Annotated in this window: 12 protein-coding genes; 7 read left to right on the top strand and 5 right to left on the bottom strand. The window is 55.3% G+C overall.

From position 1 onward, the window contains the following. The first annotated feature begins 154 nt into the window (after positions 1–154). Genes ACT9TW_RS01415 through ACT9TW_RS01405 form a run of 3 tightly spaced genes read left to right on the top strand, consistent with a single transcriptional unit; the run spans position 155 to position 4,488 of the window. Entirely contained in the window at positions 155–1,972 is a 1,818-nt protein-coding gene (locus ACT9TW_RS01415; RefSeq protein ID WP_446491494.1) for a DUF2264 domain-containing protein, read from the top strand. A 32-nt stretch (positions 1,973–2,004) separates the two neighbouring features. Further along, entirely contained in the window at positions 2,005–3,273 is a 1,269-nt protein-coding gene (locus tag ACT9TW_RS01410; protein WP_446491493.1) for an oligosaccharide MFS transporter, read from the top strand. 27 nt (positions 3,274–3,300) lie between these two features. Continuing rightward, the gene (locus ACT9TW_RS01405) at positions 3,301–4,488 is read left to right on the top strand and encodes a glycoside hydrolase family 88 protein (RefSeq protein WP_446491492.1); all 1,188 of its coding nucleotides are present in this window, start codon (positions 3,301–3,303) and stop codon (positions 4,486–4,488) included. 63 nt (positions 4,489–4,551) lie between these two features. On the opposite strand, the gene ACT9TW_RS01400 is transcribed toward ACT9TW_RS01405, so the two are convergent. The 4 genes from ACT9TW_RS01400 to qseB form a co-directional block, all read right to left on the bottom strand. Then, a complete protein-coding gene (locus ACT9TW_RS01400; protein WP_315686856.1) occupies positions 4,552–4,866 on the bottom strand; it encodes a putative quinol monooxygenase in 315 nt (104 codons plus the stop codon). 30 nt (positions 4,867–4,896) lie between these two features. Further along, entirely contained in the window at positions 4,897–5,478 is a 582-nt protein-coding gene (locus tag ACT9TW_RS01395) for an NAD(P)H-dependent oxidoreductase (RefSeq protein WP_446491491.1), read from the bottom strand. Between the two features lie 106 nt (positions 5,479–5,584). Further along, the gene (gene qseC, locus ACT9TW_RS01390; RefSeq protein ID WP_446491490.1) at positions 5,585–6,934 is read right to left on the bottom strand and encodes a quorum sensing histidine kinase QseC; all 1,350 of its coding nucleotides are present in this window, start codon (positions 6,932–6,934) and stop codon (positions 5,585–5,587) included. Next, the gene (qseB, locus tag ACT9TW_RS01385; protein ID WP_446491489.1) at positions 6,931–7,590 is read right to left on the bottom strand and encodes a quorum sensing response regulator transcription factor QseB; all 660 of its coding nucleotides are present in this window, start codon (positions 7,588–7,590) and stop codon (positions 6,931–6,933) included. The genes qseC and qseB overlap by 4 nt, the downstream gene beginning before the upstream one ends. 138 nt (positions 7,591–7,728) lie before the next feature. On the opposite strand from qseB, the gene ACT9TW_RS01380 reads away from it, so the two are divergent. The 4 genes from ACT9TW_RS01380 (at position 7,729) to ftsP (ending at position 12,881) form a co-directional block, all read left to right on the top strand. After that, positions 7,729–8,130 (top strand): YgiW/YdeI family stress tolerance OB fold protein, encoded by a 402-nt coding sequence (locus ACT9TW_RS01380; protein WP_014071765.1) that lies wholly within the window; start codon positions 7,729–7,731, stop codon positions 8,128–8,130. A 118-nt stretch (positions 8,131–8,248) separates the two neighbouring features. Further along, on the top strand, positions 8,249–10,507 hold the full coding sequence (parC, locus tag ACT9TW_RS01375; RefSeq protein ID WP_182062462.1) for a DNA topoisomerase IV subunit A: 2,259 nt from the start codon (positions 8,249–8,251) through the stop codon (positions 10,505–10,507). A 165-nt stretch (positions 10,508–10,672) separates the two neighbouring features. Further along, positions 10,673–11,410, top strand: a complete 738-nt coding sequence (gene plsC, locus ACT9TW_RS01370; protein WP_182062461.1) for a 1-acylglycerol-3-phosphate O-acyltransferase — start codon at positions 10,673–10,675, stop codon at positions 11,408–11,410. 58 nt (positions 11,411–11,468) lie between these two features. Next, positions 11,469–12,881, top strand: a complete 1,413-nt coding sequence (gene ftsP, locus ACT9TW_RS01365) for a cell division protein FtsP (RefSeq protein ID WP_182062460.1) — start codon at positions 11,469–11,471, stop codon at positions 12,879–12,881. A 34-nt stretch (positions 12,882–12,915) separates the two neighbouring features. Here ftsP and ACT9TW_RS01360 read toward each other — a convergent pair whose 3' ends face one another. Further along, a complete protein-coding gene (locus tag ACT9TW_RS01360; RefSeq protein ID WP_446491488.1) occupies positions 12,916–14,391 on the bottom strand; it encodes a TrkH family potassium uptake protein in 1,476 nt (491 codons plus the stop codon). Between the last annotated feature and the right edge of the window lie 6 nt (positions 14,392–14,397).

Here is a 14,397-nt window from a genome sequence, read left to right as displayed (position 1 = left end):
CTCAACTTTTCCCCGTCTGACTATCTTTATAAACCACCTTTTTAAATTTTCTCAACTGCGAGTTTATTCATCACTCTCTCCTGTGACATGGCTAACATTTCTGCCCCCCGAGGATTCACTATGCTTTGCCGCAGTTGATGACGAGGACAAGCCTATGTCTGCGGTAAATAAAGAAAAATCAAATCCATTGTCTTCCCGCCAGGATGTCGTGGCGGCGTTAAATACCCTGCTGGGTGCGCTGGATACGCAGTTTCCGGCAGGCCATTCGCGCTTTTCACTGGGGGATACCTGTGCGCATTACGCCACGGATATCGCGCAGATGGAGGGGCTTTCCCGCGCGTTGTGGGGGCTATTTCCGCTAATGGCATCCGGTGAAACCACCGCGTTTAGCAACAAGTACATTGCGGCTATCAGGGCTGGCACCGATCCGCATAGCGAGGGCTACTGGGGGGAAACTGCGCCTTACGATCAGCGTCTGGTCGAGATGGCGTCGTACGGGCTGGGGCTGTCACTGTTGCAGGACACGCTCACATCGCAGTTCAGCGAGCGCGAGCTGATGAACCTGCACACCTGGCTGAACCAGATAACAGATGCCCAGATGCCGGACAGCAACTGGAACTACTTTGCCATTATGGTTCAGCTTGGGTTTAAACGTGCCGGGCTGCCGTTCAGCCAACGGGCCATCGATGAGCGTTTTGCGATGATGGACGCCTACTATCTGGGTGATGGCTGGTATTCCGACGGCCCGGGCCGCCCGAAAGATTATTACATCTCAATGGCGTTCCACTTCTACGGTCTGATTTACGCCACCCTGAGTGGTGATGAACCGAGGGCGACCATTCTGCGTGAACGCTCGCGTCTGTTTGCCACGGACTTTATTTATATGTCTGCCGCTGATGGCGCGTCGGTGCCGTTTGGCCGCAGCCTGACCTACCGCTTTGCGATGGTTGCCTTCTGGAGTGCGGTGGCCTTTTCCGGGCTGGAGGTGTTCACGCCGGGTATCGTGAAAGGGATTGTTCTGCGCCATCTGCGCTGGTGGCAACAGCAGCCCATTACCGATCGTGACGGTATTCTGACGCTCGGCTTTGCCTATCCCAACCTGGCGATGTGTGAAGACTACAATTCCCCTGGCTCACCGTACTGGGCGCTGAAAACATACCTGATCCTGGCTCTACCAGAGACTCACCCGTTCTGGCAGGCCGAAGAGCAGCCGTTGCCCGCGCTTGCTGAAAAACAGGTGATCCCCCATGCCCAACAGATCCTGATACACGCGGACGCATCGCAGCATGTCACGTTGCTCACCGCCGGGCAGCTTGAACTGAATAACTACGTCAATACCGAAGCCAAATACACCAAATTTGCCTACTCCAGCCATTTTGGTTTCACCATTGAACGCGGGCGTTATGGCCTGAAGCACGCCGCCTGTGACTCCATGCTGCTGCTGGCTGACGGGGATAACTACTTCCGCGGTCGCCGCGGGTGCGACGCGGTACGGGTGGATGAAAATTACCTCTATTCACGCTGGTCGCCGTGGCATGACGTCCATATCGAAACCTGGCAGGTCCCGTTCGGGGAGTGGCATTTGCGCCTGCACCGCATCAACAGCGCCCGCGTTCTGCAAACGGTGGAGGGGGGCTTTGCCGTGATGAAAGCTGAACATCAACTTCGCGAGCACGGCTGTTACCTGGACGCGCAAAACGGCAGCAGCGCCATTGTGTGCCTGTCGCCAGAACTGTTGCGCCAGCCAGACAGCATCGTGACGCCGCCGAACAGCAGCATTATGTTCCCGGAGTGCGCCTCTGTTCCGCTGTTGAAAACTGATATCCCGCAAGGGGAGAGCTGGCTGTGTTGTGCCGTCATCGCCAGTGAAAAACAACAACACTACGCGGCAGTGCCGCAACTGAATATTACTCATCACCAGGTCGTGATCCGCGAACCTGGAGGCGAACGTCAGCTGTCGTTCACATTATAAAAACTCTGGCCCTACACGTCGGCGAGGATGATATGAAAAATACATCTACGAATAACAGAACCGAATATTACAAAATAAGCAGTTTTATTTTTCTCTACTTTTTTACCTGGTCGGCCAGTATTGGCCTGCTGGCAATCTGGCTCGGACAAAAAGCCAATCTCAGCGGTACGGTTATCGGGACGGTATTTGCGGTTAACGGTGTGTTCTCCGTTATTCTGAAACCCATCTATGGCTATATTCTCGATAAGATCGGCATGAGCAAATACCTGCTCTATTTTGTGGTGGCGATGTCGGCCCTGATGGCGCCGTTCTTTATTTATGTTTACCAGCCGCTGTTAATGTCCAACACCCTGCTGGGGATTATCCTCGGTGCGCTCTATTTAAGCTTTGCCTGGTATGCGGGGGTGGCGGCGTGCGAATCCTATTCTGACCGTTTCAGCCGCTTAAACGGTATGGAATTTGGCCAAATTCGTATGTGGGGTTCGCTTGGCTGGGCGGTGGCGTCCTCTTTCTCTGGCCTGCTGTTTAACCTCTCTCCGGCCTATAACTTTATCATGGGCAGCGTAGCCTCGGTCATTATGCTGGTGGTGTTGATTAGCCTGAAAGTGAACACTAACTCCGCTCATGCAAGCGAGGTGTTAACCAAAGAGAAAATCGCCCCGGCGGATGTCTACGCTTTGCTGCGTAACCGTAAATTCTGGGCCTTCTGCCTGTATGTGGCAGGCGTGGCGTGGATGATGTTTATCGCCGAGCAGCAGTTCTCGCGCTATTTCGTCACCTTCTTCGATGATGTTCATCAGGGTAACGCGGTGTTTGGCTATCTGGGCACGGTGCAGTCGGGGATGGAGTTCATCATGTATATGGTGATCCCACTGTTTGTGAATTTCATCGGTGCCAAGCGCGGGTTATTAATTGTCGGGCTGATTGTTGGCGCGCGGCTGATTATTTCCGGTCTGTGCGATTCCCATTTATTAATTTCCGTCCTGAAGCCGCTCTACGGTCTGGAAATCTGTCTGTTGCTGGTTTCAGTATTTAAATATATCGCCGAACATTTCGATAAACGCGTTAATGCCACCATGTATTTACTGGGGTATCAGGCGATGCTGTATGTCGGCAATGTGGTGGTCTCTTCACCGGCGGGTTTACTGTATGACCGCATCGGTTTTGAACAGACCTACATCATCATGGGCGCCACGGCGCTGACCTTTACCCTTATTTCTGCTTTTACGTTATCTGCCTGCCAGTGCAAATGGCGCAGCGCACAGGCGCTGAAGGTTGCAGAACAACATTCCACTCGCTAATGAAGCCGTCAAAGAAGGAACCGAAATATGTTAAGTCGTATCACTGAAGAGCGCCTGCCCGCTATTCCTGCACCCGTTGATCCGCGTGCGTTTGGTGATGAACTGAGTTCGGCACGCAGCCATATCCTCGACCTGATTGGCCGTCACTTAACGGCGTTCGGCGAGCGCTTCCCTGCGGAAACCTGCCAGGAGGGGGTTTATCCGCTGACGGACAACGTGGAGTGGACAACCAGCTTCTGGACCGGGCAGCTTTGGCTGGCGTGGGAGATGAGCGGGGAGGAGAAATTCCGCGCGATGGCGGAAAAGCATGTGCGCTCATTTGGCCTGCGTATCGCCGGGCGTCACGACACCAACACCCACGATTTAGGCTTTTTGTATACGCTTTCCTGCGTGTCGGCCTGGCGACTGACCGGCAACCGTGAAGCGCGCGGTTTCTCTCTGCTGGCGGCAGAAGCGCTGCTGGAGCGCTTCCACGAGAAGGCGAAAATCATTCAGGCGTGGGGCGATCTGGCCGATCCGGAACAGGCCGGGCGGATGATAATCGACTGCAACATGAACCTGCCGCTGCTCTACTGGGCAACCGAACAGACGGGCGATCCCCGTTTTGCCGATGCGGCGAAAGCCCACGTGATGCAGGCGGCAACCTATCTTATTCGCGAAGATGCCTCGACGTTCCACACTTACTATATGGATGTGGTCACCGGCGCGCCGCGTTATGGCAACACTCAGCAGGGCTATGCCGATGACTCCTGCTGGTCGCGCGGGCAGGCGTGGGGAATTTACGGTTTTCTGCTGAGCTACATCTATACCGGCGATGAGACGATGATCGCTCTGTCCAAACGGCTGGCGAACTACTTCCTTAACCGCCTGCCGGAAGATTACGTCTGCCACTGGGATCTGGCGCTGGTGGGAACCGATGCGCTGCGCGATTCGTCATCGGCGGCCATTGCGGTGTGCGGATTGCTGGAGCTGGTGAAGCATCTGCCGGTAACCGATCCCGACAGAGAACATTATCTTGAGTGGGCAAAAGGGATCATGTCATCGCTCACAAAGCACTACCTGATGGGCAAAGACGAGAAGGGCAACGGGCTGCTGAAGCACTCGGTCTATCATCTGGCGAGCAACAAAGGGGTGGATGAGTGCGCAAGCTGGGGGGATTACTTCTACGTTGAGGCGCTGGTGCGGTTTACCCAGAGCTGGAAGTTGTACTGGTAGTGGATAAAACAAAGCCCGGTGGCGCTAGCGCTTACCGGGCCTACGGTTCAGGGTCAACCGAACTTAAACCCCTTGCTCCAGAATACGGATATGGGTTTCCAGTACGTCACCTTTCACCGCATCGCTCCACGCTTTCATGTGCGCGGTTTGCAGGTGTGCTTCAAGGTGCGCCACGGTTTCCCACAGTTCAACCATAATGATTGAATCGGGCGCAGTTGCCTGGAAGCTGGCGTTTGTCGTGGCATCAACCATCGGCGCGTAGCCGTGGCAGCCTTCTTCTTTCAGTACGGTCGGGATAATCTTCGCGAACTGATCCAGCACCGCCTGGCGGTGATGTTGACCTGGACGAGTACGGATTTCAGCAATAACGGTAAGCATGGTTAACTCCTTCTAATTCCAGGCTACCAGTTAAGCAAAAATCTCGCCGAGATGCTTGCGATATTCTGCGATATAGCGCGGGACGTCCGGCATTTTAATTACGTCATTGACGATAAAGGTCGGCAGTGGGTCCATCCCCAGGAACTGGTTTGCTTTGTGGAACGGCAGATATGCACCGTCTACGCCCACGCCTTCAAAGAACTGGTCATTTTCGGTAAATGCTTCCATTGGTGCATTCCAGGTCAGGGAGAGCATGTATTTTTTGCCCTGAATCAGACCGCCAGAACCGTATTTTTTAGCCGCATCTGAACGGGTACGACCGTCGCTGGCATACAGTGAACCGTGACCTTCAGTGAACACGTCATCCATGTACTTTTTCACCGTCCACGGTGCGCCCATCCACCAGCCTGGCATCTGCCAGACGATCACATCCGCCCACAGGAAATTCTGCACTTCTGCTTTGATGTCATAGTCGCTGTCAGCGCGTACAACTTTAACATCATGCCCGGCGTCGCGCAGGAAACCGTCCGCGACCTCGGTCAGGGTGTCATTCAGTTGGCCTTTAGAGTGCGCGAACTCTTTCGCGCCGTTGATAATCAGGATGTTGCTCATTGTTTGTCCTCGTTAATGCAATGCTGGCAACAATTCTACGCGCGAGGGCGAAGCGATAAAATGAGCAAAATGTGCAAAGTCTTTTGCCTGAGAAGCAATAATGCGGCTACCAGCTCACCTTTACTTCACATCCGCCTTCCGGTGCATTATCCAGAGTGACGTGCATCCCGTGCAGCGCAGCAATACGCTTCACGATAGATAACCCCAGGCCGCTGCCCGTTTCAGTCTGCCCCGGCGGGCGGTAAAAGCGCTCGCCGATCCGCGCCAGCGCATCGGGTGTAATCCCCGGCCCGTTATCACGCACGGTAAAGCTGCGGGCGTCGAGCGTAACGTTCACCACGCTGCCGCGCGGACTGTAACGCACGGCGTTGTCCAGCAGATTACGCACCAGCAGGCTGAGCAAAAGCTGCTGCCCGGTATGCGTGGTCTGCGGGGCATTGACCTGAAGCCGCACGTCGATGCCTGCCTGCTGCGCAGGATGATAACAATCCATCACGGCGGATTGCAGCACATCGGCCATCGGCAGGGTTTCAACGTCATCCAGGTTTTCCAGAGAATCCAGGCGCGATAGCGTCAGAAGCTGATCCACCAGGCGCGATGCCCGGTCGATCCCCGCGTGCAGCTGCGCCAGGGCGTTAGCCTGCAACTGCGGGTCATCCAGGGAAAGCTGCGCCACATCGGTGTGGACTTTCAGCGCAGTGAGCGGGCTACGCAGTTCGTGAGCGGCATCAGACGTAAAACGGCGTTCACGGCTCATCATCTCCTGGGTGCGCATGAACAGATGATTGAGCGCATCAAGCAGCGGGCGAACTTCGGTCGGCACGCCGCCGGTCGGCAGCTTGTCGGTGGCATCCGGCGAGCGTGAGCGTAGGGTTTGCGCCAGATTTTTCAGCGGCTTCAGTTCCCGACTCAGCAGCACGATAAGCAACAGCAGCATGACGGGTAGTGCCACTATCCACGGGATAAGCTGCGAACTGACGATATCCAGCGCCATCTCCTGACGGTATTCCCGCTCCTGGCCGACCACCACCCGGTATTTGCCGTCTGGCGCGGTGAGCCATAAAAAACGCCACGCGTCGTTATCGTCTTTCAGTCGCCCGTTGTCGAACCCCTCGCGGCGATAGTGATACGGAATATCACGGCCATTTTCACCATCATTCAGCAGCATTTTTCCGTCGGGGGAGTAGATAGCGAAAGCCAGAGCATCATCGTCCAGGCGGCCATGTTTGGCCTTTTTCGGGAGCTCACGCATCCGTTCTGGTGCATGGATCTCGTCCAAATTCATGGTCAACAGCCGTTTGGCAAACAGCATTTGTTGCGTATCGAACAGCTTATCGAGCTTGTGCGAGGTCTGCTGCCAGGCCACCACGCTGGCGGCAAACCACGCCGTCAGCGACAGCAATAAAAAGAGGAGCGTCAGGCGCAGTTTCAGGCTCAGACGTTGAGTCAGTTTCATGCGTCACCCAGGGTGTAGCCGATGCCGTGCACCGTGCGGATAAAATCAGTGCCGAGCTTGCGGCGCAGATGATGGACGTGAACTTCCACGGTATTGCTGGAGACATCATCGTCCCAGTTGTAGAGCTTCTCTTCGATAAGTTTGCGCGGCAGCACGCGCCCGGCGTTGCGCATCAGCAGTTCCAGCAGCGCGAACTCTTTGGGTTTGAGCGCCAGAGTTTCGCCGTTGCGTGTGGCAATCAGGCTTGTGGGATCAAGCACCACGCTGCCGTGGCGCAGTTCACTGCGCGCCTGACCGTGGCTGCGGCGTACCAGCGCTTCAAGCCGTGCTGCCACTTCTACCAGGGCGAAGGGTTTGCAGAGATAGTCATCTGCGCCAAGACGCAGGCCTTCAACCCGCTGGTTGAGCGCATCCCGCGCTGTTAAAATCAGCACCGGCTCGCTGCGGCCGTTTTCACGCCATTCACGCAGGATATCAAGACCGTCGATTTCCGGCAGCGTCAGGTCGAGCACCACGGCATCGTAGGGGGCTGCGTACAGCGCGGCTTTGCCCGTTTTACCCTCGGTAAACCAGTCCACACTAAAGCCCATTTTCGTCAGCCCGGCTTTAAGGCCATCGCCAATCAGCCTGTCGTCTTCTACTAGTAAGATGCGCATATTCCCTCCTTGATAACGCCAGTAAACCCTCTGGGCAAGCCTGCTGTACAGCAATAATAAATAAATTTTCCCCTTAAGAAGTTGTTAAGGATTACCCTGTTTAATGGACTGCGAACCGACATTAAAGGGAGAGATAAAATGAAAAAATTCGCTGCTATTGCTGCCATCATGATGATGACCACGGCTCCGCTCTTTGCGGCAGAAGGGGGCTTTACTGGCCCAACGGCCACCACCGCGAAGACGCAAACTCAGCAGGGCGGTTTTATTGATAACGACGCCAACCTCACCACCGCGCTGAAAGTTAAAGAGATGAAGGACGATAGCTGGGTGAAACTGCGCGGGAACATCACGCAGCGCCTGTCTGATGACCGCTATACCTTCCGCGATGAAACCGGCACCGTCAATGTGGAAATCGACCACAAACGCTGGAACGGCGTGACGGTCAGCCCGCAGGATAAAGTGGAGATCCAGGGTAAGGTCGATAAAGAGTGGAACGATTTCGAAATCGACGTGAAGCAGGTTACCAGGCTGAATAAATAACCCGAAAAGGGCCACATACCTGGCCCTTTTTCTTTGTGACTCAACACGCCAGATAGGGTAGTATCTGCGGCAATATTGCCTGAAACCGGCAGGTTTCTGAGTTGAGGAATCACATTTAATGAGCGATATGGCAGAGCGCCTCGCGCTACATGAATTCACGGAAAACGCCTACCTGAACTACTCCATGTACGTCATCATGGACAGGGCGTTGCCGTTTATCGGTGATGGCCTGAAACCCGTTCAACGACGCATCGTCTATGCAATGTCTGAACTGGGCCTGAGTGCCAGCGCTAAGTTCAAAAAATCCGCCCGTACCGTGGGTGACGTACTCGGTAAATACCATCCGCACGGCGACAGCGCCTGTTACGAAGCGATGGTGCTGATGGCACAGCCGTTCTCTTACCGCTACCCGCTGGTAGACGGCCAGGGGAACTGGGGTGCGCCGGACGATCCTAAGTCATTCGCAGCGATGCGTTATACCGAATCCCGCCTGTCTAAATACGCCGAAGTGCTGCTGGGCGAGCTGGGTCAGGGAACCGTTGACTGGGTACCAAACTTTGACGGCACGATGCAGGAGCCGAAAATGCTGCCTGCGCGCCTGCCGAACATCCTGCTGAACGGCACCACCGGTATTGCCGTGGGGATGGCGACGGACATCCCGCCGCATAACCTGCGCGAAGTGGCAAAAGCCGCCATCACTCTGATTGAACAGCCGAAAACCACGCTGGATGACGTGCTGGATATCGTGCAGGGGCCGGACTACCCGACCGAAGCTGAAATCATCACCTCACGTGCGGAAATCCGCAAAATCTATCAGAACGGTCGCGGCTCCGTGCGTATGCGTGCGGTGTGGACGAAAGAAGATGGCGCGGTGGTGATTACCGCACTGCCACATCAGGTGTCCGGGGCGAAAGTGCTGGAGCAGATTGCGGCTCAGATGCGCAATAAAAAGCTGCCGATGGTGGACGACCTGCGCGATGAATCCGACCACGAAAACCCAACCCGTCTGGTGATCGTACCGCGCTCTAACCGCGTGGACATGGAGCAGGTCATGCACCACTTGTTCGCCACCACCGATCTGGAAAAAAGCTACCGTATCAACCTGAACATGATTGGCCTGGACGGGCGTCCGGCGGTGAAAAACCTGCTGGAGATCCTGACCGAGTGGCTGACGTTCCGCCGCGATACGGTTCGCCGCCGTCTGAATCATCGTCTGGAGAAAGTGCTCAAGCGCCTGCATATCCTCGAAGGTTTGCTGGTGGCGTTCCTCAACATCGACGAAGTGATTGAGATCATTCGTACTGAGGACGAACCGAAACCCGCGCTGATGTCGCGCTTTGGGATCAGCGAAACCCAGGCCGAAGCCATCCTCGAACTGAAACTGCGCCATCTCGCCAAACTGGAAGAGATGAAAATTCGCGGTGAGCAGAACGAGCTGGAAAAAGAGCGCGATCAGTTGCAGGCGATTCTGGCGTCCGAACGCAAGATGAACAACCTGCTGAAGAAAGAGCTTCAGGCCGATGCCGAGGCCTTTGGCGATGACCGTCGTTCTCCGCTGCACGAGCGCGAAGAAGCGAAGGCCATGAACGAGCACGACATGCAGCCGTCTGAGCCTGTCACTATCGTTCTCTCTCAGAGTGGCTGGGTGCGTAGCGCCAAAGGTCACGATATCGATGCGCCAGGGCTGAGCTACAAAGCGGGCGACAGCTTTAAAGCCGCGGTGAAAGGCAAGAGCAACCAGCCGGTCGCCTTTATTGACTCCACGGGCCGCAGCTACGCTATCGACCCGATTACGCTGCCTTCTGCGCGCGGGCAGGGCGAGCCGTTAACCGGCAAGCTGACGCTGCCGCCGGGTGCCACCGTTGACCATATGCTGATGGAAGCCGACGAGCAGAAATTGCTGATGGCCTCTGACGCGGGTTACGGTTTTATCTGTACCTTTAACGACCTCGTAGCGCGCAACCGTGCCGGTAAAGCGCTCATCACCCTGCCGGATAACGCCCACGTTATGCCGCCGCTGGTGATTGAAAACGAAAGCGACATGCTGCTGGCGATCACTACCGCGGGCCGAATGCTGATGTTCCCGGTCAGCGACCTGCCGGAGTTGTCGAAAGGGAAGGGCAATAAGATCATTAACATCCCGTCGGCGGAAGCGGCAAAAGGCGAAGATGGCCTGGCGCACCTGTTCATTCTGCCGCCGCAGAGCACGCTCACCATCCACGTGGGTAAACGTAAAATTAAGCTCCGCCCGGAAGAGTTGCAGAAAGTGGTGGGTGAGCGCGGTCGCCGTGGCTCACTGATGCGCGGGCTACAGCGTATCGATCGCGTAGAGATTGACTCTCCGGCGCGAAGCCACGCGGGCGACAGCGAAGAGTAATCCCGTACCCATCCCCCTCCGTTCCGGAGGGGGTATTTCATTAAAATTTCCCGTAAAAACGTTGTTAATTCGTGCGTTGCGATTAACAATACGCGCTCGTAATAAAGTCCTTACCTGGCCACAGGTGAAGTATAATTGTCAGCTGTTGGGGCTTCAGAGGTCGCTATGCTATTCATTGTTCGTTTAATTCTTACCGTTATCTACTGCATTCTGGTCTGTATTTTCGGCTCTATTTACTGCCTGTTCAGCCCGCGTAACCCGAAGCATGTCTCGACCTTCGGTCACATGTTCGGTCGCCTTGCGCCGCTGTTTGGCCTGAAAGTGGAAAAACGCCTGCCGGAAGGCGCAGAAAACTTCGGTAACGCCATTTATATCGCTAACCATCAGAACAACTACGATATGGTGACGGCTGCTAACATCGTCCTGCCACCGACGGTGACGGTGGGTAAAAAGAGCCTGCTGTGGATCCCGTTTTTCGGCCAGCTGTACTGGCTGACCGGTAACCTGCTCATCGATCGTAACAACCGTGCGAAAGCGCACAGCACCATTGGGGAAATGGTGAATCACTTTAAAAAACGCAAAATCTCCATCTGGATGTTCCCGGAAGGGACGCGCAGCCGTGGTCGCGGCTTGCTGCCGTTTAAAACCGGTGCGTTTCATGCTGCAATTGCGGCAGGCGTTCCAATTATTCCTGTGTGTGTTTCCAATACATCTAATAAGATTAATCTTAATCGCCTGAATAATGGGTTGGTGATTGTCGAAATGCTGCCGCCGGTAGACACCAGCAAATACGGCAAAGATCAGGTACGTGAGCTGGCGGCACACTGCCGTGAACTGATGGCTCAGCATATTGCACTGCTCGACAAAGAAGTCGCAGAGAGAGAAGCCGCCGGTAAAATTTAATCCGGCGTGAAAGGGAAAACGAATTCCCGCGTTGTTAGTCGTTTCAGATGGAGCTTATATGTCACTCAGTCGGCGTCAGTTTATTCAGGCTTCGGGGATTGCCCTTTGTGCGGGTGCGATTCCGTCGACAGCCAACGCCGCCGGGCAGCAACCGCCGCTGCCCATTCCGCCGTTGCTGGAATCCCGTCGCGGGCAACCGCTATTCCTGACGCTACAGCGTAGCCACTGGTCTTTTACCCAGGGCACGCGCGCGCCGGTCTGGGGGATCAACGGGCGCTATCTAGGGCCAACCATTCGCGTGTGGAATGGTGATGACGTTAAGCTGATCTACAGCAACCGCACGTCTGAAAAGGTGGCCATGACCATCAGCGGATTGCAGGTGCCAGGGCCGCTGATTGGCGGCGCGGCACGCATGATGTCACCTAACGCTGACTGGGCGCCGGTGCTGCCGATTCGTCAAAATGCCGCAACGCTGTGGTATCACGCCAATACCCCTAACCGCACCGGGCAGCAGGTTTACAACGGCCTGGCCGGGATGTGGCTGGTGGAAGATGACATCAGCAAATCGCTGCCGATCCCGAACCATTACGGTGTGGATGATTTCCCGGTCATTATCCAGGATAAACGCCTGGATAATTTCGGCACGCCTGAGTACAGCGAGCCGGGCAGCGGTGGCTTTGTCGGCGATACCTTGCTGGTTAATGGCGCGCAAAGTCCGTATGTCGAAGTGTCTCGCGGTTGGGTGCGGCTGCGTTTGCTGAATGCCTCCAACTCACGCCGCTATCAGCTGCAAATGAGCGATGGCCGCGCGTTACATGTGATTTCGGGCGATCAGGGCTTTTTACCTGCACCGGTTGCTGTCAAACAGCTGGCGCTGTCGCCGGGTGAACGTCGTGAAATCCTCATTGATATGACCAACGGGGATGAAGTGTCGGTCACCTGCGGTGAAGCGGCGAGCATTGTGGATCGCATCCGTGGGTTCTTTGAACCCTCAAGCATTCTGGTGTCGACCCTGGTGTTGACCCTGCGTCCTACCGGCCTGCTGCCGCTGGTGACCGATACCCTGCCAATGCGTTTGCTTCCGCAGGAGATCATGAGTGGTTCGCCCGTGCGTAGCCGTGATATCAGTCTGGGTAGCGATCCGGGCATCAACGGCGCGCTGTGGGATGTTAACCGCATTGATATCACTGCCCAGCAGGGAACATGGGAACGCTGGACCGTGCGTTCAGACATGCCACAGTCGTTCCATATTGAAGGGGTGAACTTCCTGATCCGTAACGTGAATGGCGCGATGCCGTTCCCGGAAGACAGGGGCTGGAAGGATACCGTCTGGGTGGATGGCCAGGTTGAACTGCTGGTCTATTACGGTCAGCCTTCATGGCCGCACTTCCCGTTCCTGTTCCACAGCCAGACGCTGGAAATGATGGACAGGGGTTCTGTGGGGCAGATGCTGGTAAACCCGGCACCGTAACCGTAACCACTATTCCCGGTTCGCCGGGAATAGTTTAGGTGCGCCAGAAAAAGCGCGTAAACAGGATCAGTACCGGGTAAATTTCAAGACGCCCTAATATCATCGCCGCGCACATCAACAGCTTCGCCCCTTCTTTCAGCGTACCAAATGTCGACGCCGTCTCGCCAAATCCCAGCCCCATATTGTTGATGCAGGCAGCCACCGTGGCAAATGAGGTGAACAGGTCGTAGCCCATCAGGTTCAGCATCCAGACGAATAAGCCGGTAATCATCACGTAGAGGAAAAAGAAGCTCCATACCGAGCGCAGGACGCGTTCATTGACCACGCTTTTACCGACTTTAATACTGAGCAGTGCTCTTGGGTGGGCTAACTGCTTCAGCTCCTGAGCACACTGTTTGAACATGATGAGAAAGCGCAGCGCCTTGATGCCGCCGCAGGTAGAGCCTACACAGCCGCCAAAAAAGCTGGCGCTGAGTAACAGGAAGATAGTATGAGGGGGCCATTTGGCGTAATCCGCTGTCGAAAGGCCATTATCTGTCATCATCGAGCTGGCTAAGAAAAAAGCATGAACAAGGCTGTCGGTGGCGTTATACATCCCCGCAAACCACACCTGCCAGGCTGTAATGGCTATCACTATAGTGGCCGCTACCAGAAAAAACTTCACTTCCGGACTGTGACGGATAGGCTTTAGCGTTCGTCTGGTGATGACGACATACCAGAGGGTGAAGTTAAACGCTGACAGCAGCGAAAAGAGGCCCGCAACCAGCTCTACCGCGTGGCTGTCGAAGAAGCCAATACTCTCGCTGCGGGTAGAGAACCCACCCAGTGACACGGTCGAAAGCCCGTGGCAGAGCGCGTCAAAAAAAGACATCCCCGCCAGCCAGTAGGCGAAGGTGCAGGTTAAACCGAGAATTAAATAGGTCAGCCACAGGGTGCGGGCGGTATCTGCCAGTCTCGGGGTGAGACGCTCCTCCTTAAACGGACCAGGCATCTCGGACTGATAAAGTTTCATGCCGCCGATCCCCAGTAAAGGCAGGACGGCAACGGCCAGCACGATAACACCTAACCCACCAATAAAATTAAGCTGGGCACGATAATAAAGATAGGATTTGGGCAGGGCGCTGACATCGCCAACAACGGTTGCACCGGTTGTGGTGATCCCTGAAACCCCTTCAAAAAGCGCATCGGCAAAGGAGAGCTGTAACCCGTCATCCATCCACATTGGCATGGCGCTAATCAATGAAAACAGCAGCCAGAACAGCACAATAATCACAAAACCATCGCGGGTGCGGAGTTGTATACCGGCGTGTTTTGTCGAACGCCAGGTGAACCCACCGAGAGTGAAAAAAGCTAAAAAGGTGATTAAAAACGTAAAATAGCTACGCTCTTTATTCAGCAGGGCTATAACCATCGGCGGCAGCATAGAGAGGCTGTAAAGACAAACTAAAAAACCGCACAGGTGAAGCACAACCCGCAACTGGGATATGTTTAACGAAGCGTTGGACGTCACGGGCAA

This window comes from Enterobacter sp. C4G1 (assembly GCF_052886895.1).
The sequence above is the reverse complement of the archived record's forward strand: the minus strand, read 5'-3'. Positions and strand labels throughout refer to the sequence as shown.

Coding starts and splice junctions, on each gene's coding strand:
- ACT9TW_RS01380 (WP_014071765.1), top strand. CDS start 7,729: ATGAAAAAATTCGCTGCTATTGCTGCCATCATGATGATGACCACGGCT.
- ACT9TW_RS01415 (WP_446491494.1), top strand. CDS start 155: ATGTCTGCGGTAAATAAAGAAAAATCAAATCCATTGTCTTCCCGCCAG.
- ACT9TW_RS01410 (WP_446491493.1), top strand. CDS start 2,005: ATGAAAAATACATCTACGAATAACAGAACCGAATATTACAAAATAAGC.
- qseC (WP_446491490.1), bottom strand. CDS start 6,934: ATGAAACTGACTCAACGTCTGAGCCTGAAACTGCGCCTGACGCTCCTC.
- ACT9TW_RS01405 (WP_446491492.1), top strand. CDS start 3,301: ATGTTAAGTCGTATCACTGAAGAGCGCCTGCCCGCTATTCCTGCACCC.
- ACT9TW_RS01400 (WP_315686856.1), bottom strand. CDS start 4,866: ATGCTTACCGTTATTGCTGAAATCCGTACTCGTCCAGGTCAACATCAC.
- qseB (WP_446491489.1), bottom strand. CDS start 7,590: ATGCGCATCTTACTAGTAGAAGACGACAGGCTGATTGGCGATGGCCTT.
- parC (WP_182062462.1), top strand. CDS start 8,249: ATGAGCGATATGGCAGAGCGCCTCGCGCTACATGAATTCACGGAAAAC.
- plsC (WP_182062461.1), top strand. CDS start 10,673: ATGCTATTCATTGTTCGTTTAATTCTTACCGTTATCTACTGCATTCTG.
- ftsP (WP_182062460.1), top strand. CDS start 11,469: ATGTCACTCAGTCGGCGTCAGTTTATTCAGGCTTCGGGGATTGCCCTT.
- ACT9TW_RS01395 (WP_446491491.1), bottom strand. CDS start 5,478: ATGAGCAACATCCTGATTATCAACGGCGCGAAAGAGTTCGCGCACTCT.